The sequence below is a fragment of the Chitinophaga sp. 9-1-y genome (assembly GCF_059511905.2).
Genome location: NZ_CM197955.1, coordinates 3,536,970 through 3,557,489, shown reverse-complemented (window position 1 = coordinate 3,557,489; position 20,520 = coordinate 3,536,970). Strand labels below are relative to the sequence as shown.

10 protein-coding genes are annotated in these 20,520 nt (G+C 46.5%); 4 read left to right on the top strand and 6 right to left on the bottom strand.

Going from position 1 to position 20,520, the window contains the following annotated elements:
- Positions 1-229: 229 nt before the first annotated feature.
- The 6 genes from AC5ZC7_RS14110 to AC5ZC7_RS14085 all read right to left on the bottom strand — a co-directional run bounded on the left by AC5ZC7_RS14110 (position 230) and on the right by AC5ZC7_RS14085 (position 16,393).
- Positions 230-1,147, bottom strand: coding sequence for a PorP/SprF family type IX secretion system membrane protein (locus AC5ZC7_RS14110; RefSeq protein ID WP_496162471.1), 918 nt, complete (start codon positions 1,145-1,147; stop codon positions 230-232).
- Between the two features lie 9 nt (positions 1,148-1,156).
- Complete coding sequence (locus AC5ZC7_RS14105) at positions 1,157-13,432, bottom strand: MBG domain-containing protein (RefSeq protein ID WP_511911553.1); 12,276 nt, start codon at positions 13,430-13,432, stop codon at positions 1,157-1,159.
- 89 nt (positions 13,433-13,521) lie between these two features.
- Entirely contained in the window at positions 13,522-14,664 is a 1,143-nt protein-coding gene (locus AC5ZC7_RS14100) for an ABC transporter substrate-binding protein (protein WP_496161955.1), read from the bottom strand.
- A gap of 19 nt (positions 14,665-14,683) precedes the next feature.
- Positions 14,684-15,238: a tail fiber protein gene (locus tag AC5ZC7_RS14095; RefSeq protein WP_496161954.1), complete on the bottom strand. Its 555-nt coding sequence runs from the start codon at positions 15,236-15,238 to the stop codon at positions 14,684-14,686.
- A gap of 18 nt (positions 15,239-15,256) precedes the next feature.
- Entirely contained in the window at positions 15,257-15,820 is a 564-nt protein-coding gene (locus AC5ZC7_RS14090; RefSeq protein ID WP_496161953.1) for a tail fiber protein, read from the bottom strand.
- A 9-nt stretch (positions 15,821-15,829) separates the two neighbouring features.
- On the bottom strand, positions 15,830-16,393 hold the full coding sequence (locus AC5ZC7_RS14085) for a tail fiber protein (RefSeq protein WP_496161952.1): 564 nt from the start codon (positions 16,391-16,393) through the stop codon (positions 15,830-15,832).
- A 161-nt stretch (positions 16,394-16,554) separates the two neighbouring features.
- Here AC5ZC7_RS14085 and AC5ZC7_RS14080 point away from each other — a divergent pair, with 161 nt between their 5' ends.
- The 4 genes from AC5ZC7_RS14080 to AC5ZC7_RS14065 all read left to right on the top strand — a co-directional run bounded on the left by AC5ZC7_RS14080 (position 16,555) and on the right by AC5ZC7_RS14065 (position 20,474).
- Entirely contained in the window at positions 16,555-17,394 is an 840-nt protein-coding gene (locus tag AC5ZC7_RS14080) for a bifunctional UDP-sugar hydrolase/5'-nucleotidase (protein WP_496161951.1), read from the top strand.
- Between the two features lie 217 nt (positions 17,395-17,611).
- On the top strand, positions 17,612-17,752 hold the full coding sequence (locus AC5ZC7_RS14075) for a hypothetical protein (protein ID WP_496161950.1): 141 nt from the start codon (positions 17,612-17,614) through the stop codon (positions 17,750-17,752).
- Between the two features lie 151 nt (positions 17,753-17,903).
- Positions 17,904-19,391: an alpha-L-fucosidase gene (locus AC5ZC7_RS14070; protein WP_496161949.1), complete on the top strand. Its 1,488-nt coding sequence runs from the start codon at positions 17,904-17,906 to the stop codon at positions 19,389-19,391.
- 123 nt (positions 19,392-19,514) lie between these two features.
- Positions 19,515-20,474: a peptidoglycan DD-metalloendopeptidase family protein gene (locus AC5ZC7_RS14065; protein ID WP_496161948.1), complete on the top strand. Its 960-nt coding sequence runs from the start codon at positions 19,515-19,517 to the stop codon at positions 20,472-20,474.
- Positions 20,475-20,520: the final 46 nt, after the last annotated feature.

Below are 20,520 nucleotides of genomic sequence, written 5' to 3'. Positions count from 1 at the left end.
ATTTTTTACTAGCTCACTTATATATGTAAAATATATTTATAAGCTTATCAGGCTTACTTATGAGCGTAAATTATTATGTCTTTAAAATAAATGATGACTCTGCTGCGAAGGTACTTATAATTAAAATAGGATGCGCGGGATGAGGAATTTACAGGGCACACCGGGTTATATAGGCGTTGCCGTTACCTATCCATGAAAGTGATATTTTACAATTTGTTAATGCCTGTTATTATCTGAAAAGATTAACGGTGAGGTTTATTTCAAAAGTGCCACTCGTATAATTACTGAGTCCTGCGGTCTGGGAATTATAAATCAATTGAAATCCGGCAACAGACCGGTAGTTGGCGCCTACACCGGCGCTAAAGCTTTTGGTGGAATGGTACATACCAAAGGCATTCAGTTGATTATCGAGGAAACAGAAGTTCGCACCGGCATCGATGATGTTATCATAACCTTTGATGTCGCGGAAACATACTTTGGGTTCAATAGCGTTGAGTGCTGTGTTGATGTTGAATTTGTAGCTGGTAGCCGCGAAGAAAACAGAGCGATCGATACCCAGGTCAGTGGAACTATTTTTCACCAGGCTCACCAGGTTAGGGAGAGAAGCCTGTACGGTAAGCCCTTTGAAGGTATAAGCCATACCGAAATCAGCTTCAAAGTAATTGTCCCGCCGGTTGAATGCATTAATATCCGGATCACTGATATCTCCATTTACCTGTTTTGTATCCAACCGTCTGGCAATGAAAGCGCCTGACAGTCCGAAGTGCAGCGTACTGCCGCCATCAAGCGTCAAGGGCAGGTGATAGGCATAGCTGAAAGCCACTTTAGTATTGTTGAGGAGGCCGGCTTTGTCGTTGAATATATTCATACCGATACCCACCCGTTTAAATAGGCGGTAGTCGGCTGTCAGGGCTTTTGTTTCCGGTGCACCGTTGATACCAGCCATTTGATGGCGATAGGCAAGATTTAGGTGCAGTCCTGTATCTAACCCTGCCATGGCAGGGTTAGCGAGGTATTGATTTTGAAAATATTGGGCAGCCAGGGGTTCTACCAGCATTTCAGGATTGCCTGCCGTTTGTGCGTTGGCAGCGAAGTTGCTGAGTGCAAATGCACTCAGCAACAGGATGTATTGGATGTATTTCTTCATGATCATTACTTAGTTTGAATGGATGATAGTGATGAATCCTTTGAACAGGCGATTACTATCACCCAATGTGATAACGTAGTAATAGGTACCTTCTGCCAGTGGTTGGCCGTTAACCGTACCATTCCAGTTATTGGTATAGCCGCGTTTCTGGAATACCATTCGTCCGGCGCGGTCATAAACTTTTACTTCGTTTTGTGGATACATATCAATATTCTTCACCACCCACAGGTCGTTTTTACCGTCGCCGTTAGGTGTAAGGATATTGGTTGCTTCCAGCTTGTAGTCTTCTTTTACCGTGATGGTCACTTCTTTGGTGACACTACATTTAAAGAGATTGGAGATGGTTACCTGGTAGGTAGTGGTCATCGCCGGACGGGCTACCGGTGCCGCAATACCCGGATCGTTCAATCCTGTGGCAGGCGTCCATTCGTAGCTGCTGCCACCGGAAGCAGTCAATGTAATGGTTTCTCCCTTACTGATAGTGGTATTGCCGCTCGTTTGTATGTTACCAACAGGCAATGGATGCGCGGTAACAGTTACCGGTGCGGAGAGTATACCAAAACTGTTGCTGTAAATGGCTTTCACCGTATAAACACCACTTTCACCTGCGGTGAAGGAACTGCTGGTGGCATTTGGTATTTGCACATCGTTGCGATACCATTCATAACCTGGTGCTGTGCTGGATTGTAATACCACGTTATTACCCTCGCAGAAGGAGGTGTTGCCACCTGCTGTAATAACTGGTGTAGCCGCGGCATCTACCTGTACGGTTTGTACAGCTGTGGTAGCTGCTTCGTAGTTATGGTTGCCTGCCTGCGCTGCGCTGATATGTACAGTACCGGCTTTGCCTACATGTGCAGTGTTGCCATTCACACTGATGATAGCGGCATCATCACTGCTGAAAGTAACCGGTAATCCGGAACTGCTGGTTGCGATCAGTGTAAAGTCAGCCTCTCCTTCATGCTTATTGCCAATGACGGTGAAAGTGATTTGTTGCGTAGCACGGGTAATCGTAAGCTGACCTTTGGCATAAGTGATGTTATAGTTGTTGCTGCTAAGTCCTGACGGCTGAATATCATATGTGCCGGCATCGATAGCTCCCTGTGAATTACCACTGTAGCTAAGGGTACCACTTAATTTACCTGCGTCATCATTGCCAACAAATCCGCTGTAGCTAACGCCATTACCATCCGTATAGGCGGTACCGGTATAAGTACGGGTATCGTTGTTGGCCGTCACGGTCAGCGTTGCTTTACTTACGGAGAAACTTCGTGTAACCTGCGTAGCTGGTAGGTAAGCGTTGTTACCTGCCTGGTTAGCCGCGATGGTCACGCTACCTGCACCGGTGATGGTAACGGTGTTGCCATTGATAGTGGCCGGACCACTCACCACGCTGTAAGTCACCGGTAAGCCAGCGCTGCTGGTAGCGTTGAGTGTAAACGCTGCTGCACCATATGTTTTATTGGCAATAGCCGGGAAGGTGATGGTTTGCGCTGTCTGATTAGCCTGACCAATAGTTAAGGTACCATTCACAGTGGTGAACACGTAGTTGGTAGCGCTTAACGAGCCTATTGCTACGGTGATTGGATAAGTACCTGGTGTGCTGTTGGTAGTAGCCGTGGTGCTAAGTGTAGCCGTGCCAGTTACTACGCTGTTGTCTTCGTTATTTACAAACCCGGTAATGTTATAAGTAAGTGCCGGATTCGGTTGTTGGTATACTTTAGAAGCATTTACCGCAGTTACAGTCAGGGTTGCTTTGCTTACGGTGAAGCCTTGCGTTACCTGTGTAGCTGGTAAGTAAGTAGCATTACCTGCCTGGTTAGCCGCGATGGTCACACTGCCTGCACCGGTAATGGTAACGGTGTTGCCGTTGACAGTCGCCGGACCACTCACTACACTATAAGTTACCGGTAAGTTAGAACTGCTGGTAGCATTGAGTGTAAACGCTGCTGCACCATATGTTTTATTGGTAATAGCAGGGAAGGTGATGGTCTGCGCTGTCTGATTAGCCTGTCCAATAGTTAAGGTACCATTCACAGTGGTGAACACGTAGTTGGTAGCGCTTAACGAGCCTATTGCTACGGTGATTGGATAAGTACCTGGTGTGCTGTTGGTAGTAGCGGTAGTGCTGAGTGTAGCCGTACCAGTTATCACGCTGTTGTCTTCGTTATTTACAAACCCGGTAATGTTATAAGTAAGTGCCGGATTCGGTTGTTGGTATACTTTAGAAGCATTTACCGCAGTTACGGTCAGCGTTGCTTTGTTTACGGTGAAGGTTTGTGTTACCTGCGTAGCTGGTAAGTAAGTAGCATTACCTGCCTGGTTAGCCGCAATGGTCACACTGCCTGCACCGGTAATGGTAACGGTGTTGCCGTTGACAGTCGCCGGACCACTCACTACGCTGTAAGTCACCGGTAAGCCAGCGCTGCTGGTAGCGTTGAGTGTAAACGCGGCTGCACCATATGTTTTATTGGCGATAGCCGGGAAGGTGATGGTTTGCGCTGTCTGATTAGCCTGTCCAATAGTTAAGGTACCATTCACGGTATTGAACACGTAGTTGGTAGCACTCAATGAACCAATAGCTACGGTGATTGGATAAGTACCTGGTGTACTGTTGGTAGTAGCGGTAGTGCTGAGTGTAGCCGTACCAGTTACCACGCTGTTGTCTTCGTTATTTACAAACCCGGTAATGTTATAAGTAAGTGCCGGATTCGGTTGTTGGTATACTTTAGAAGCATTTACCGCAGTTACGGTCAGCGTTGCTTTGTTTACGGTGAAGGTTTGTGTTACCTGCGTAGCTGGTAAATAAGTAGCATTACCTGCCTGGTTAGCCGCAATGGTCACATTGCCTGCACCGGTAATGGTAACGGTGTTGCCATTGATAGTGGCGGGCCCGCTAATTACGCTGTAAGTTACCGGTAAGTTAGAACTGCTGGTAGCGTTGAGTGTAAACGCTGCTGCACCATATGTTTTATTGGCGATAGCCGGGAAGGTGATGGTTTGCGCTGTCTGATTAGCCTGTCCAATAGTTAAGGTACCATTCACGGTATTGAACACGTAGTTGTTAGCGCTTAACGAGCCTATCGCTACGGTGATTGGATAAGTACCTGGTGTACTGTTGGTATTAGCCGTGGTGCTAAGTGTAGCCGTACCAGTTATCACGCTGTTGTCTTCGTTATTTACAAACCCGGTAATGTTATAAGTAAGTGCCGGATTCGGTTGTTGGTATACTTTGGAAACATTGACAGCCGTCACGGTCAGCGTTGCTTTGTTTACGGTGAAGGTTTGTGTTACCTGTGTAGCTGGTAAGTAAGTAGCATTACCTGCCTGGTTAGCCGCGATGGTCACATTGCCTGCACCGGTGATGGTAACGGTGTTGCCATTGATAGTGGCGGGCCCGCTAATTACGCTGTAAGTTACCGGTAAGCCAGCGCTGCTGGTAGCGTTGAGTGTAAACGCGGCTGCACCATATGTTTTATTGGCGATAGCCGGGAAGGTGATGGTTTGCGCTGTCTGATTAGCCTGTCCAATAGTTAAGGTACCATTCACGGTATTGAACACGTAGTTGTTAGCGCTTAACGAGCCTATTGCTACGGTGATTGGATAAGTACCTGGTGTACTGTTGGTATTAGCCGTGGTGCTAAGTGTAGCCGTACCAGTTACCACGCTGTTGTCTTCCCCGTTCACAAACCCGGTAATGTTATAAGTAAGTGCCGGATTCGGTTGTTGGTATACTTTAGAAGCATTTACCGCAGTTACGGTCAGGGTTGCTTTGCTTACGGTGAAGCCTTGCGTTACCTGTGTAGCTGGTAAGTAAGTAGCATTACCTGCCTGGTTAGCCGCGATGGTCACATTGCCTGCACCCGTAATGGTAACGGTGTTGCCATTAATCGTGGCTGGTCCGCTAATTACACTGTACGTCACCGGTAAGCCGCTGCTGCTGCTCGCGTTGAGCGCAAACGCTGCTGCACCATATGTTTTATTGGCAATAGCCGGGAAGGTGATGGTCTGCGCTGTCTGATTAGCCTGTCCAATAGTTAAGGTACCATTCACGGTATTGAACACGTAGTTGGTAGCACTCAAGGAACCAATAGCTACGGTGATGGGATAAGTACCTGGCGTACTGTTGGTATTAGCGGTAGTGCTGAGTGTAGCCGTACCAGTTATCACGCTGTTGTCTTCCCCGTTCACAAATCCGGTGATGTTATAAGTGAATGCCGGATTAGGTTGTTGGTATACTTTAGAAGCATTTACTGCCGTCACGGTTAGGGTTGCTTTGCTTACGGTGAAGCCTTGCGTTACCTGTGTAGCTGGTAAATAAGTAGCATTACCTGCCTGGTTAGCCGCAATGGTCACGCTGCCAGCACCGGTGATAGTAAGGGTGTTGCCGTTGATAGTGGCCGGTCCACTCACCACGCTGTAAGTCACCGGTAAGCCAGCGCTGCTGGTAGCGTTGAGTGTAAACGCTGCTGCACCATATGTTTTATTGGCGATAGCCGGGAAGGTGATGGTTTGCGCTGTCTGATTAGCCTGTCCAATAGTTAAGGTACCATTCACGGTATTGAACACGTAGTTGGTAGCACTCAAGGAACCAATAGCTACGGTGATTGGATAAGTACCTGGCGTACTGTTGGTATTAGCGGTAGTGCTGAGTGTAGCCGTACCAGTTATCACGCTGTTGTCTTCCCCGTTCACAAATCCGGTGATGTTATAAGTGAATGCCGGATTAGGTTGTTGGTATACTTTAGAAGCATTTACTGCAGTCACGGTCAGGGTTGCTTTGCTTACAGTGAAGCCTTGCGTTACCTGTGTAGCAGGTAAATAAGTAGCATTACCTGCCTGGTTAGCTGCGATGGTCACGCTGCCAGCACCGGTGATAGTAACGGTGTTGCCGTTGATAGTCGCCGGACCACTCACTACACTATAAGTTACTGGTAAGTTAGAACTGCTGGTAGCATTGAGTGTAAACGCTGCTGCACCATATGTTTTATTGGTGATAGCCGGGAAGGTGATGGTTTGTGTGGTTTGTCCAACCGTCAAAGTACCATTTACTGTAGTGAATTGATAGTTGGCTGCGTTTAATGAACCAGCAGCTACTGTAATAGGATAGGTACCCGGTACACTGCTGTTATCCGCAGTGGTACTGATGGTTGGTGTACCCGTTACCACATTGTTGTTATCTCCATTTACAAAACCAGTGATGGCATAAGTAAAAGATGGATTAGCCGTACCCGTTATTTTCTGCTTGTCATCAGCTTTTACTGTCAGTGTAGCAGGTGCTACGGTGAAGGATTGTGTTTGTCTGGTAGCGCCCTGGTAGTTGCCATTTCCAGCCTGATCAGCAGCGACGGTCACATTACCAGTTCCGGTAATGGTAACCGTATTATTGTTAATCGTAGCCGGCCCGCTGAGTACACTATAAGTCACCGGTAATCCGGCGCTACTGGTGGCGTTCAGCGTGAATGCAGCATCTCCGTATGTTTTAGCCGGAATTGGTGTAAAGGAAATGCTTTGTCCGGCCGCCGTTACGGTCAGCGAACTATTTGCGAAGCCGAAATCGTAGTTGTCAGATGCCAGCGTACCCTTGGTAATAGTGATCGGGTAGTTACCTGGCAGACTGTTGAGATCCGCAGTAGTAGCAGTTTGAGCGATACCTGTTATAGCGCTGGCATTATCGTTGTTTACCAAACCTACAAAGGTGTAATCCAGGGTTGGATTCGCCTGCTGGTACATTTTGGTTTTGCTATTGGCCTTTACAGTGAGTAATGCTTTAGCAACATTGAAAGATTGGTATTGCTGCGTTGCAGGTGCATAGTTACCATCACCAGGCTGGCTAGCCGTAAGGGTCACGTTTCCTGCGCCGGTAATAGTAACGGTATTACCATTTACAAGGGCTGATCCGCTGAGTACAGCGAAAGTAACCGGTAAACCTGCATCACTGCTTGCAGTAACTGTAAATGGTGCATCCCCGTAAGTCTTATTTGTGACAGGAGCAAAGGTGATGGTTTGCAGGGCTGAATTTACATACAGGATACCATTCTCAAAGCTGAAGGTATAGTTAGGAGATGTTAGTCCACCCAGACTTACATTGATCGGATAAGTACCTACCGGGCTGTTGATATCGGCAGCGGTGCTAACGGCGGCGTTACCTGTTACAACAGTTTTGGCATCACCGTTTTTGAAACCACTGATGTTATAATCCAGTGTTGGATTCGGTTGTTTGTAATTTTTAGACTGGTCAATTGCCCGCACTGTGAGTGTGGCTGGTGCAATCGTAAAGGATTGTGTTTGTTGTGCAGCTGCGCTGTGGTTAGCATCTCCTGCCTGATCTGCAGCAATGGTTACATTGCCTGCACCAGTAATGGTCACACTATTACCGGTGATAGTAGCTGGTCCGCTGAGTACACTGTAAGTAACCGGTAAGCCTGCATTGCTGCTGGCACTTACCGTAAACGGTGCATCGCCATATATTTTACCCGCAATCGGTGCAAAGGTGATACTTTGGTTAGCTGGTGTTACCTCCAGGGAGTCATTTACAAAATTGAAATCGTAGTTCGTAGCGCTTAATCCACCTAAGGTAACTGTAATGAGATACTTGCCTACCGAGCTGTTGGCATCTGCAACGGTATTGATAGTAGCCAAACCAGTAACCACAGTCGCTGGTTCGTTGTACACATAACCAGTGGTGGTATAATCCAATGTTGGGTTGGGCTGTAAGTATATCTTCGTTTTACGATTAGCCGTTACGGTTAGTATTGCTTTAGCGATGCTGAATGATTGCGTGGTATGCGCAGGGGCATAATTGTTGTTGCCTGCCTGGTCTGCGGCAATTGTTACAGCGCCGTTGCCGGTGATGGTTACGGTATTACCACTGATAGTAGCTGGTCCGCTGACTACGCTGAAAGTAACTGGTAAACTAACATCACTGGTAGCATTAATGGTAAATGGTGCATCACCATAAGTTTTACCGGAGATAGCGCTAAAGTCGATGGTTTGTGCAGCAGGAGTTACTTCCAGGCTGTCATTAACGAAACTGAAGGTATAGTTAGGCGCAGATAATCCACCTTGTGTTACCTGGATCAGGTACTTGCCTACATTACTGTTGTCATCCGCGGTAGTGGTAACGGTAGCGTTACCATTAACTATACTGCTGGTTTCATTATTGACAAAGCCGGTAATGGCATAATCCAATGTCGGATTAGGTTGTTTGTACACTTTCGTTTTCGGATTGGCGGTTACCGTGAGTGTAGCTGCATTTACGGTAAACGATTGTGTTTGTTGTATGGCTGCCTGGTAATTGCTGTCACCTGCCTGATCAGCGCCAATGGTGACGTTGCCTGTACCGGTAATAGTCACCGTGCTACCACTGATGGTAGCTGGTCCGCTTACCACGCTATAAGTGATAGGTAAGCTGGCATTGCTGCTGGCGCTCACCGTAAAGGCCGGATCACCATATGTTTTATTGGTGATAGCTGTAAAGGTGATGCTCTGCGTAGCAGGCGTTACTTCCAGCGAGTCGTTTACAAATTGGAAATCGTAGTTAATAGCAGCTAATCCGCCTTGCGTTACATCAATGAGGTATTTACCAACATTACTGTTAGCATCCGCGGTAGTACTGATATCCGCAGTACCGGAAACTACGCTGCCGGTTTCGTTGTACACATACCCGGTGGTGGTATAGTCGAATATCGGATTCGGTTGTTTGTATGCTCTCGTTTTCGGATTAGCCGTTACCGTGAGTATCGCTTTGGCGATGCTGAAGGATTGGGTGGCTTGTGCAGCCGCGTAGTTGCTGTTACCTGCCTGGTTAGCGGCAATGGTTACAGGACCGCTACCGGTAATGGTGACGGTGTTGCCACTTACGCTGGCTGGTCCGCTCACTACACTGAAGGTAACCGGTAAACCAATATCGCTGGTGGCGCTGATGGTAAATGGTGCATCACCATAAGTTTTACCGGAGATAGGGGTAAAGGTGATGGTTTGGCCAGCTGGAGTTACTTCCAGGCTGTCGTTAGCAAAATTGAAGTTATAGTTGTTGGCAGTCAATCCGCCCTGTGTTACATCGATGAGATATTTACCTACAACGCTGCTAGCATCGGCAGTAGTGGTGATGGTAGCGTTGCCGTGTACTACGCTGTTGGTTTCATTGTATACAAAACCTGTAAAGCTATAATCCAGGTTTGGATTAGGCTGCAGGTAAACTTTTGTTTTCGGATTAGCCGTTACCGTGAGGGTGGCTTTATCGATGGTAAAAGTTTGTGTTATTTGTCCGGCATCGCGGTAGTTATGGTTACCGGTTTGGTTAGCGGCAACAATAACGGTGCCTGTGCCCTGTATAGTAACCGTATCGCCACTAACATCAACCTGCCCCATGATATTACTGAAAGTAATCGGCAGGTTCACGTCGCTGGTGGCAACCAGCTTGAACGGTGCATCTCCATATGTTTTATTGGTGATAGGTGCAAAGGTGATGGTGGGCTGTGCCTGATATATTTCGAGTGAGTCATCTACGAAATGGAACTCATAGTTAGTAGCCGCCAGGTTACCCTTTGTTACGTCAATCAAGTACTTACCTACATCGCTGCTGTCTCTTGCAGTAGTGCTGATATCGGCAGTTCCTGTAATAACCTCGTAATCTTTTTCTCCATATACAAATCCATTGAAGTAATAACGCAATGTTGGATTAGGTTGTAAATAAGCTTTCGTTTGAGGATTAGCAATGACAGACAGCGGCGCTTTTGCAATATTAAATGTTTGTCGAACTTCCGGAGCTGCCGCGTAGTTGCTGTTACCGGTCTGGTATGCCGCAATGGTTACACTATCTGTACCGGTAATGGTTACTGTATTACCACTCAGTGTGGCGTTCCCGCTGATGATGGCAAAGGTTACCGGTAGATTGGCATCAGTGGTGGCGCTAATGTTGAAAGGCGCATCACCGTAGGTGATACCGGAGATAGGAGTGAAGTTAATAGTTTGTGTAGCTGGAGTTACTTCCAGGCTGTCATTAACAAAAAGGAAGGCATAGTTGGTAGCCGTTAGTCCACCTTTCGTTACCTCAATGAGATATTTACCCACGTTACTGTTGGCATCGGCGGTAGTGCTGATGTCAGCAGTGCCGGTAATCACGCTGTTATCTTCATTGTAAGCGAAACCAGTAACCGTGTAATCCAGTGTTGGAATCGCTTGCTTGTAAGTTTTAGTTTTCGCATTAGCCGTTACCGTGAGTGTATCAACGTTAATGGTAAAGGATTGCGTTTGCGGTGGAGCTGGCGTGTAATTACTATTGCCTGCCTGATCGGCTTCAATAGTTACGTTGCCGGTTCCGGTAATAGTAACAGTATTGCCACTGATGCTGGCGTTGCCGCTCACTACATTGTAGCTTACCGGCAGGTTGGCATCGCTGGTAGCGTTCAGTGTAAAGGCAGCATCACCATATGTTTTATTGGAGATAGGATCAAACGTGATGGTTTGACCAGCGGCGTTTACGGTAAGCGAATCGTTTACAAAATTGAAGACGTAGTTAGTCGCTGTTAAGCCGCCCTGGGTAACCGTGATGAGATATTTACCTACACTGCTATTGACATCTGCGGTGGTACTGATGTCTGCGGCTCCGCTTACTACACTGATATCTTCACTGTATGCAAAGCCGGTGACGGTATAATCCAGTGTTGGATTCGGCTGCTTGTATAGCCTTGTTTTCGGTTTAGCCGTTACAGTTAGAGTGTCTTTGGCGATATAGAAAGTCTGGGTCACCTGTGCGGCTGGTAGTACGTTGCCATCGCCAGGTTGATTAGCTGCAATGGTTACGCTGTCGGTGCCCGTAATAGTCACGGTATTGCCACTCACCGTCGCGTTTCCGCTCACTACACTGAATGCCACCGGCAGGCCTTCATTACTGCTGGCTGTAAGGGTGAAAGGCGCATTTCCGTACGTCTTGGTAGTAATGGGAGCAAAGGTGATGGTTTGTGGTCCTTTGGTAATGAGGAGTGTACCGGTATCAGTAGTGATACTATAGTTAGGAGCGGAAATGCCCGTCAAATCCGGTGTGATGGAATATTTACCAGCAGGGCTGTTGATATCTCCACCAAATGTGGCTTTTACGCCACCCGGGAAAACCAGTGCGGAATCTTCACTATAGGCAAAGCCGGTGAAGGTAAAGCTGGTATCTGTATTAGGTGTATGATAAGGACGGGTAAGGCTATGGGCTTTTATTGACAGCGCAGCGGGATTTATCGTCAATGTCTGTGTTTGCGCGGTGGCTGGCAGATAAGCATTGGTAGCCGGCGCGTTGGCCGTAATGATAGTTGTACCCGCTTTTTTAATATGGATTTTACCGGCTACGGTATCTGCCACGGCTATATTAGAAGATGAATATACGATACTGGTATCTCCGTTGGTAGTGCCACCCGGATCCACATCAGCATCGCCATAATTCACTGCTTTTGTTGCAGCTAATGTAATGGTTTGCACAGCCGCCTGGTACTCGTAGGCGCCCAGGTCAATCACACTATTGCTAACACGTGGTTGCCCTGCCAGGTCGGTTGTACCAACAATAGCACCGTTAGTGGCCGGATCTCCATGATTGATGGCGAGATTATTTTTGGTAAGTCGTAGGTCACCTGCTGCAGCATTTATAAATTCTACTGGGGGTATTGATTGAGTGGTGATACCATTCGTATAGAAGACGTTCCCTATGATAGTGTATTTAATAGGGCCGGCAGAGAGGCTCGTATTGTAATCAGGTATTGAGGTAGGAAGGTTCCCGGTGTATATGCAGTTAGTATTAGAGAAGCTACCGCCGGCACCGCTAATGTATACGCCACTGGCAGGTGAGGAGGTACCGCCTGTATTGCCGGTAACGGTGGTATTGGTTAATCTTAAGCTCGCAGCCGTTCCATAGATACCGCCAGAATTGAGGGCTGATTGGTTTCCCTGGAAAGTACTATTGACAATTTGTACAATGGGAAGACCAGCAGTACTGAGGCCTCCTCCTCCTTGTGTAGCATAGTTACCACTGAATTGTGAATTAATAATTTTCACAGTGCTGTTGGTAAACATTGCCCCACCACCTTTGCTATTAATTGCGTTTCCTCCGGTAACAATTATTCCGTCCAGTATAGCACCACTTATGGCGTTCGCAGTGAGTACATGCGCACTGTTGGTCCCAACAATGCCAGTTGCGTTTAACAATGGACTGGCTGCGTCGTCTCCACCAAGATCACCGCTAAGTATAACCGGGTTGGCACGAATATTCCGGCCGGTAGTAGTGGTTTCACTAGCTATACCAGCAAAGCCGCCGTAGATAGCAACATTAGAGGAGAGTGTGAAAGTGGCGGTAGGGTCTAAGCTGGCTGTTGGTTTGTAGGCACCTGCTGCTACCCAGATTTGTGTAATGCCATTGGCAGGATCTGCAGCAGCGGCCAGGGCATCCCTTAATTCAGCCAGGGGAGAGAGCCAGCTGTGACCATCTCCGGCTGCATATCTTTTGCTAACATATAGAATGCCCGCAGTAGGATTTACGATGGTTAGGTTGCAGGGAGTGGTTTTAGTAAGTTCAAAACTATCTTTTACCGGGAAGGCGAGGGTACTATCAATTATCCACTTTGTGGGATCTGTTAGCAGGCTATATAGTCTGGCAGGGGTTCCTGCCAGGGCGCCGCAGTTATACCGGGCGTTAATACCAGGCATGTTGGGAAATGTTCCACCGCTGGGCTGCATGGAGGAAGAGGAGGTAAAGTCACAATCATTTAAAGTGGCATCCCAGGAAGTCCGGTTGATATTAATACCCGCAATAACGGTGGGGTTACTGAGGTTGCTGAGTTGCCCGGTGAAGGCGAAGAGCTGATCACCTGCTTCACCCAGACTGATATAAGTATTGGCGGCATTCGCATTGGCGGTTTTATTAGTAATGGAGCCTAATGAAGCGCTGGGGCTGTACTTACAGGAAATCACGATCTGTTGACCGGCACGTATAATTGAACCAGTAGTGTTTCTCCATTCGAGAACGCCATCTGTTTGTGAGCCATTACCTACGGCGCAGGTGAGCGACTGAAAATGGCTGCCTGTCCATCCCAGGTCTGTAAAACTGATATAGGCGTCAATAGGGCAATCCTTGAGCATCACAAAGGAGAACTTGTCGTTCTGTGTGACGCCATTGCTATTATCATCAAAGGTATCGTAACCGGTAAATACCAGGTCACCCGGCCCTATTTGAGCGCTGGTATAGTGTGCTATGCCAGTCAATAGGAGCAGCATCGCTAAAGTCCTGAGTAAAGGGAGCTTCATATTAGGGGATTATCTTGGGATAAAGGAAAATATAGTACACGTCCTGCTTTCCAGGACGAAAAATGATTCAGTCATGTCAGTGGCCTGATCTAGGCACATAGGTACGTGTTAATCCAACCGGTAGCTACACCGTCTCTTTGCTCGTTTATAATTTCCTGCCACACTTCAGTTGTATTATCTGCTCCGCCAATTACTTCCGGTATAAAATCCTCGTTGGTTTGTACCAGCCAGGCCGGCGCTATCATATAATGGGTGGCAGCATCCATTTGTAAAACACCTCTGGGGCTGTCCAGTGTGATATGTTCCATACCAGCGAGTATTTCTCTTGCACGAAAATGATGCGTATCGGCTGTGTTATAAATATGCTCCAGGATCATACCGGTGTCCCAGCCATGCATACCCGGAAGATTGACATCTCTCCCAGAATGAATTTTATATTGTTGTTTCAATAGCTGGTTGGCTTTGTTGTCGAGTGTAGATACCCAGGGTACATAGCCGCTGACGCTGAAGGGTAGCTTTAATGCACCATGTACACTGGTAATCGTTTCATCCAGCATCATAGGACTACCGAATATCTGTAGGGGTTGTGTAATGTTCGCCTGTTGTAATTGCTGCAGGAAGCAATGTGCCAATTCTCCATTGTAAATGGCCAATAAGGCTTGTACCTCCTGCTGGCTGTTTAAAAAATGATGAAGTGGGGTGGAATTAAAATCCTTAACAGTATATTGACTAACGAAGTTGTAGGCTACCTCGCCACCAAGATCCATGTACGGTTGCACGGTGGCATGACAAAGTGCATAGCCACCATCATAGAAAGAGGTACACACCGCCGCGGAGGCGGAAAGCCCCGCTGCATACTTACCCGTTAATCTGCACTGGATCACATTATTCAGGGTATGTAACAATACCGTTGGATGTGGCTCCCAGTCGTGTGGATACTTGGCGCCATTGTGTATTACAATAACAAGGCGGTTTAAAGACTTCGCAAGATTCGCAATTTTGCTCACCGTTGTTTGGTCGGCATATACAATCAGTATTTGTGCCTGTTGTTCCAGCAACATTTTTTCTGCCTGTTCTGCCAACAAATCTCCATCTATACCATACCCGATATTGGCAGTTATGAATGCAGCGTTAATATTTTTGTATTGCAGATATGCCTGCATCCCTTGCAGCAAGTCGTGTTGCAGCAAGGGATGAAATGTAGATCTTGGTAATAGTACTCCTATTTTCATATTTATTTGCCCGCCGTTATCAGGTAGGTGAAGGGAAAATGCCATACAGCGAAATGATAAAATTAACAACCAGGTAAGGCTGCATGTTCTCCTTAGGTTGATTACCGCCGGCGGGTACTACCACCATCATGGTAGTACTTCCGGAAGGTAGCACCTGAACGGGTGCCAGCCTGTTAGTAGTATCTTTCACCGTACTATACACCTTACTGCCATTCGTAATAGCCGGGTAGTTGTTGCTTGCGGGTAACAGGCCACCTGGATTTGCCCCCATGGTGGGAATAAATACCGGACCATCCACCCGGTGCGCATGTGCCGGAAGATTGTTCGCGTTTAACGTCACAGTTTCTTGACCAATCTTTTCTGCGAGCATATGAGTGTTTCCCGGATGAAGAGGGGCTCTTCCCTGTAGATCTGGTAATGCAAAAGTCTCAAGGCCATCACCTCCATAGGTAGTGCCGATGAGGTTAAAGAGTGTCTCGTTTTCTGAAATAGGCATTAGCTGCCCCTGGCAGAGCGCCCACCCTACAGGCGCAAAATTTCCTGCGAATATTCTGATTTCTCCTACAAAAGGCATTGTGGGGTGTTTTATTTGTTATCCTCTGGGAGGGAATACGCCTTGTAAAGCAATCGCAAAATTAATAACAAGGCTCGGCTGCATATTATTAACCGGTTGTGTTGCATAATTCAGCGGCATCGCAGTGATCTGAGGCTTCATATCCGGTAGCGAACCAACATTGGCTGTTGCTTTTGCGTATAGTGCACCTGTTGCCGCTACACCCGGGTAATGACCAACCGGGTTATAGGTATCGTTGGCAACACCTACGGGGAAGCTTAACGGTTTGGTATTGATCACATGTGAGTGGGAGGGCAATTCACCCGTTGTTAGTGTCACTGTTTCCTGTCCGCTAGCTTCTCCTGGCCAAGGCCTGTCAGTCAGGCCTTGGCCTTGTCCTGTACCTATAGGAACTCTTCCCTGCATATCCGGTAGCGCAAAAGTGCTTTTACCGTCTCCTCCATAATAGGTACCCAGTAGGGAAAAGAGGGCAGTATTCTGAGATAAAGGGAGTAATTGCCCGTCGCAAAGGGCAAAGCCTTTGGGTGCAAAGTTGCATCCCAGCATAATAATTTCACCGACAAATGATTCGTCCGCAGACATAAGGTATAGTTAAGACTGTGAGGGGAAAACGCCTTGTAAAGCGATGATAAAATTAATGCCAAGCGATGGCATCATGTTCAGAAAAGCTGTGTTTCCAGTTGAGTTTAGTTCTGTTGTCAACGGCTGGTTTACGGGATCGGCTACCATTTGTGACAAGGATGTAACGGACATACGGTCATCAGCTTTGCTACTATAACGGGGAGCCCCTGCTGCTGCACTGGCAGGCAACGCGCCTACAGGAGATAACTCCGTAGCGGTATCTCCTACTGGTTGTTGGAGAGTGGCCTGTACAGTATGGCTATGATCAGGCATATTGCTGAGGGTTAGCTTAACTGCTTCCACCCCGGGAGTTGCTCCCTGTGTATAGCCGGCACCAACATGCATGGGAATGCGTCCCTGGAAGTTCGGCAGCGCGAAATTTACCCGTCCATCACCTCCATAGGTAGTTCCCAACAGTGAAAAAAGCCCTACATTCTGATTAATTGGTAGTAGTTGTCCGTTACATAAGGCATAACCTTTCGGGGCAAAATTGAATGAGACCATCATGATCTCTGAAAGAAACGGCGTAGCCATGACGAATTTATCTGGTTGTAGTTAGGGATAGTTAATGATTAAGCAAGGAAATTTCGTCAAAAATAAAAATTATTTCTATCTTGACAATAATTTCAATCAATAAAAACAAAAAAGCGTAGAAATACTTAACGCAACAAGACTTTTTCTATACCCCCTATAATATGACTACATCACGCCGCTCATTTCTCACTAATGCCTCCCTGGTAACGGGATTGCTGTTATTGCAAAAGCCATTTAAATCACTCGCAGCCACTACCGGTAATGCCACCTATCTATCCGGTAACAACCGGGAATGCATGATCTGGTACACCAACGACATGCATGGACAAGTATCTTCATTGCTCCCCGCACAACGGGAAGGGCTACTCGTAGATGCCGGTGATTTTATCAATCATGAACACGATCCCGCTGCTTCCCTGAAAATGATCCAGGCCATGAACCAAGCGGGCTATCATGCAGCTACTATTGGTAACCGTGAATTAGCTAATGGTCAGGCCGCCTTGGCCGCTTTAGTACCTCACATGCAGTTTGCACTGGTGAATTGCAATTATCGTTTCACCGATCCGGTACTTCGTCGCGAGGTACTTCCCTATAAAATTATTTACGCAGGATCTATCAAAATTGGTATCACGGGTGTAGGCCCCCAACTGGCGTCACACAATGGAGTTACCTATTTATCACCGATAGCTGCCGCGAATGCAATAGCCACCAGCCTCAAAAAAGACCATGGTTGCCAGATCGTGATCTGTTTGTCGCATCTGGGAGATCAACAACTCCCCAATAACAAACAAATGGCTACCGATAGCACACATATTGATTTTGTAATCGGCGGCCATCAACAACAATTACAAAGAATGATGGTCTACCGCAACCAGTTGGACAACGAAGTTTACTTCAGCCAGGCCGGATGGGATGGCATGATGGTAGGGCATATGAAAATGTTGTTTGATGAAGATCGTCAGGGCTACGGAATCCGCCCCGGACATATTATGCAAGCGTAAAAAAATTTCGCCTCATGCGGGCAGTATTTCTTTGCAATAGTTAAGAAATGCTGTCCGCATTTTTTTGTGTAGTGTAACAGACGACTACTTTTCCTGTCTCGATAAGAACAACAGTGTTTTCTCTCCACTAAGAAATATTGCGGCTTATATTTGAGGGATATAATGTTTATAACCCAATGAAGAAGTATTCAAATACCAGGTTGGTAACGGTAACTTTATGCTTGGATATGAACTGAAAATGGGCTTGTCGTTTAGTGTAAACTATAGCCTGGGTCTTGTAAATGTTGACCCATATCCGGATGAAAAGGAAAAGAACCGCTACTTCGGTGTTAGCGTAGGTTATCTTTTTAAACGATAAACATTTCACACGTTTTTTACGCAACAAGGCCGGTACTCATCAAGTGCCGGCTTTTTTGTTAAAATACGTCTAGTAAAAGTCACATATGTTCCAGAATAGTTGCGCTGCTTCCGCTATTTTTAGTTTTTCGATTTTGTAAAGTAAGATTATCATGAGAAGAGCGTTACTCATTAGTGTGCTGGCATGCCTGCATAGCTTTAGCCAGGCACAGGTACTGCAACCATCCAATAAACCTAATGCTGCACAGCAGCGCATGATTCAACGGGGTTATGGTATGTTCATCCATTTCGGGATCAATACTTTTGCCGATGTGGAATGGTCAGATGGCACTATTCCCGTGGAAAAATATCATCCTACCCGGCTGGATCCTGATCAATGGGTGCGTACGGCCAGGGATGCCGGTTTTCGTTATGTATTGCTGATCACCAAACACCACGATGGCTTCTGTTTATGGGATAGCAAATACACCACGTATGATGTGGCATCATCACCGGTGAAAACCGATGTGGTAAAAGCAGTTTCCGATGCCTGTAAAAAGTATGGACTACAGTTTGCTATCTATTATTCCTTATGGGACCGGCATGAACCATCTTACAAAGATCCCAGCAAACAGAAATACGTAGACTATATGCTCCACCAGTTAACAGAACTGTTCACCAACTATGGCAACATCTGTGAACTCTGGCTGGATGGTGGCTGGGACCGCAAACCAGATGAATGGGGAATCGACCAGGTATATCAATTGGTGAAGAAATATAATCCTAATTGCGCTGTCAGTGTGAACCATACTATTGTAAATGAAGAAGGAAAAAGACAGGCCACCATACCAGGAGAAATGACAGTTGATAATAAATACTTCTTCCAATACTTCCCTTCAGATTTTCGTTTATGGGATCCACAAATGATTACCCGCTTCGATAAAAAGCAATACCTGCACAACGGAAAATCTTACTACCTTCCTTTTGAACATACCATTTGCATCAGCGATCGCCTGAATTGGTTTGAAAAATCGACACAGCTGCCGGTACGCGAACTGGATGAACTGGAAGAACTGTTTTACTGGAGCACAGACAACAATAACAGCCTCGTTATAAATATTCCGCCCGATCAAACCGGACAAATCAGGGAGTATACGGCATTGCAAGCTATCAGCCTGGGCAAGCGACTGGGACTGGCGATGAATAAACCGTTGCCTAAAAATGGTCGCTTTATTTCTTCGCATAAGCCCGCAACAGCCACCAGCGTATATGCAGATCCAAAGAACCAATATGCAGCAGGAGCCGTGAATGATGGTAGCCTCAGCAGTCGTTGGGCCGCAGCAGATAAAGATACCATTGCTACCCTGGAAATGGAATTGTCGCCAAATGATGCGTTTAATAAAATCAGCATCTTTGAGTATAAAGACACTAAATCACTGCCGGATGGCTTCTCCCAGATCAGAATGCCTCGTATCCAGGAATACGCCATCGATATACTGACGAATGGCGAATGGGAAACTATTTTCATGGAAGCAAAACCGATGGGCGATTGTAAGGTAATCCGCCTGCCGCGTAGTTATCATGCTTCCAAACTACGGTTCCGTGTTATTAAAGCAACGGCGGCGCCATCTATCTATGAAATTAATGTAATAGATAAGTAAGCATAAAAAAGTTGAACATAGAAAAAGCCCATTTGATGGGCTTTTTTTATGCGTTTGACCCAAAAAATTTCACGGGTGTAAGTTTATAGATATTTTACGCAACTAATGAAAAAATCATTTGCTATGAACTTACGTATTGCCCTTATAATGATTTGGTCGCTTACTTTTCGTATCGCCTTTGCACAAACAGAAAGCGCCGGAAGCAAGTCCGCCATTGCCAACTTCCAAAAGTATTATAACGCCGGCGCGTACGACAGTATTTTCGCCAGCTTCTCCGAACAAGCCAAAACAGGCCTGCCCTGGGATAAAACAAATGCTTTCCTGACGCAATTAAACAAACGATTCGGCGCTATCAGGAATACGGATTTTGTGTCGTACCAGGGAGAATTTGCGGTGTACAAGGCGGCTTTTGAAAAAGGAATCCTCTTATTGCAACTGGCGACAGACCCCAATAACGCTGTTACAGGATTGTACGCCAAGCCCTATGCGCCAGATTCCCTGCGCAACAAAACGCTGATGCACCTGCCTTTTAAAGGTGAGTGGACGGTGTTCTGGGGTGGCGATACCAAAGAACAGAACTATCACGTGGTGGTGCCGTTTCAGAAAAATGCATTTGATATTGTCATCAACAACAAAGAAGGACATTCTTTTAAAACCAATGGCAAAAGCAATGATGACTATTACGCATTTGGCCAACCTGTACTGGCGCCTTGCGATGGTGAAATTGTAATGGCGGTAGACGGGGTGAAAGACAATATACCCGGCCTTATGAATGCCATGTATATCCCGGGCAATGCGGTGTTGCTGAAAACAAAAAATGCAGAGTATATTTTGCTCGCGCATTTTAAACAAAACAGTGTAAAAGTAAAACAGGGCGACCTCGTAAAGCAGGGACAGCTGCTGGGCCAATGTGGTAATTCCGGTAATTCTTCAGAACCTCATCTGCACTTTCATATTCAGCATATAGAAGACTTTAGCCAGGCGGTGGGCGTAAAATGTTACTTCGAAAAACTAAGCGTCAATGGAGTGTTAAAAGAAGATTATTCCCCTGTAAAAGGGGATAGGATTAAGGGAGATGAATAACGAAACAGGGGAGTGTTGCTAAAATCGCCGGCCATGGTAGCTTTAT

What these genes read in the sequence shown, in the direction of transcription:
- AC5ZC7_RS14085 (WP_496161952.1), bottom strand. Translation starts at nt 16,393, where the DNA reads ATGGCTACGCCGTTTCTTTCAGAGATCATGATGGTCTCATTCAATTTT.
- AC5ZC7_RS14105 (WP_511911553.1), bottom strand. Translation starts at nt 13,432, where the DNA reads ATGAAGCTCCCTTTACTCAGGACTTTAGCGATGCTGCTCCTATTGACT.
- AC5ZC7_RS14075 (WP_496161950.1), top strand. Translation starts at nt 17,612, where the DNA reads ATGCTTGGATATGAACTGAAAATGGGCTTGTCGTTTAGTGTAAACTAT.
- AC5ZC7_RS14080 (WP_496161951.1), top strand. Translation starts at nt 16,555, where the DNA reads ATGACTACATCACGCCGCTCATTTCTCACTAATGCCTCCCTGGTAACG.
- AC5ZC7_RS14070 (WP_496161949.1), top strand. Translation starts at nt 17,904, where the DNA reads ATGAGAAGAGCGTTACTCATTAGTGTGCTGGCATGCCTGCATAGCTTT.
- AC5ZC7_RS14110 (WP_496162471.1), bottom strand. Translation starts at nt 1,147, where the DNA reads ATGAAGAAATACATCCAATACATCCTGTTGCTGAGTGCATTTGCACTC.
- AC5ZC7_RS14065 (WP_496161948.1), top strand. Translation starts at nt 19,515, where the DNA reads ATGAACTTACGTATTGCCCTTATAATGATTTGGTCGCTTACTTTTCGT.
- AC5ZC7_RS14095 (WP_496161954.1), bottom strand. Translation starts at nt 15,238, where the DNA reads ATGCCTTTTGTAGGAGAAATCAGAATATTCGCAGGAAATTTTGCGCCT.
- AC5ZC7_RS14100 (WP_496161955.1), bottom strand. Translation starts at nt 14,664, where the DNA reads ATGAAAATAGGAGTACTATTACCAAGATCTACATTTCATCCCTTGCTG.
- AC5ZC7_RS14090 (WP_496161953.1), bottom strand. Translation starts at nt 15,820, where the DNA reads ATGTCTGCGGACGAATCATTTGTCGGTGAAATTATTATGCTGGGATGC.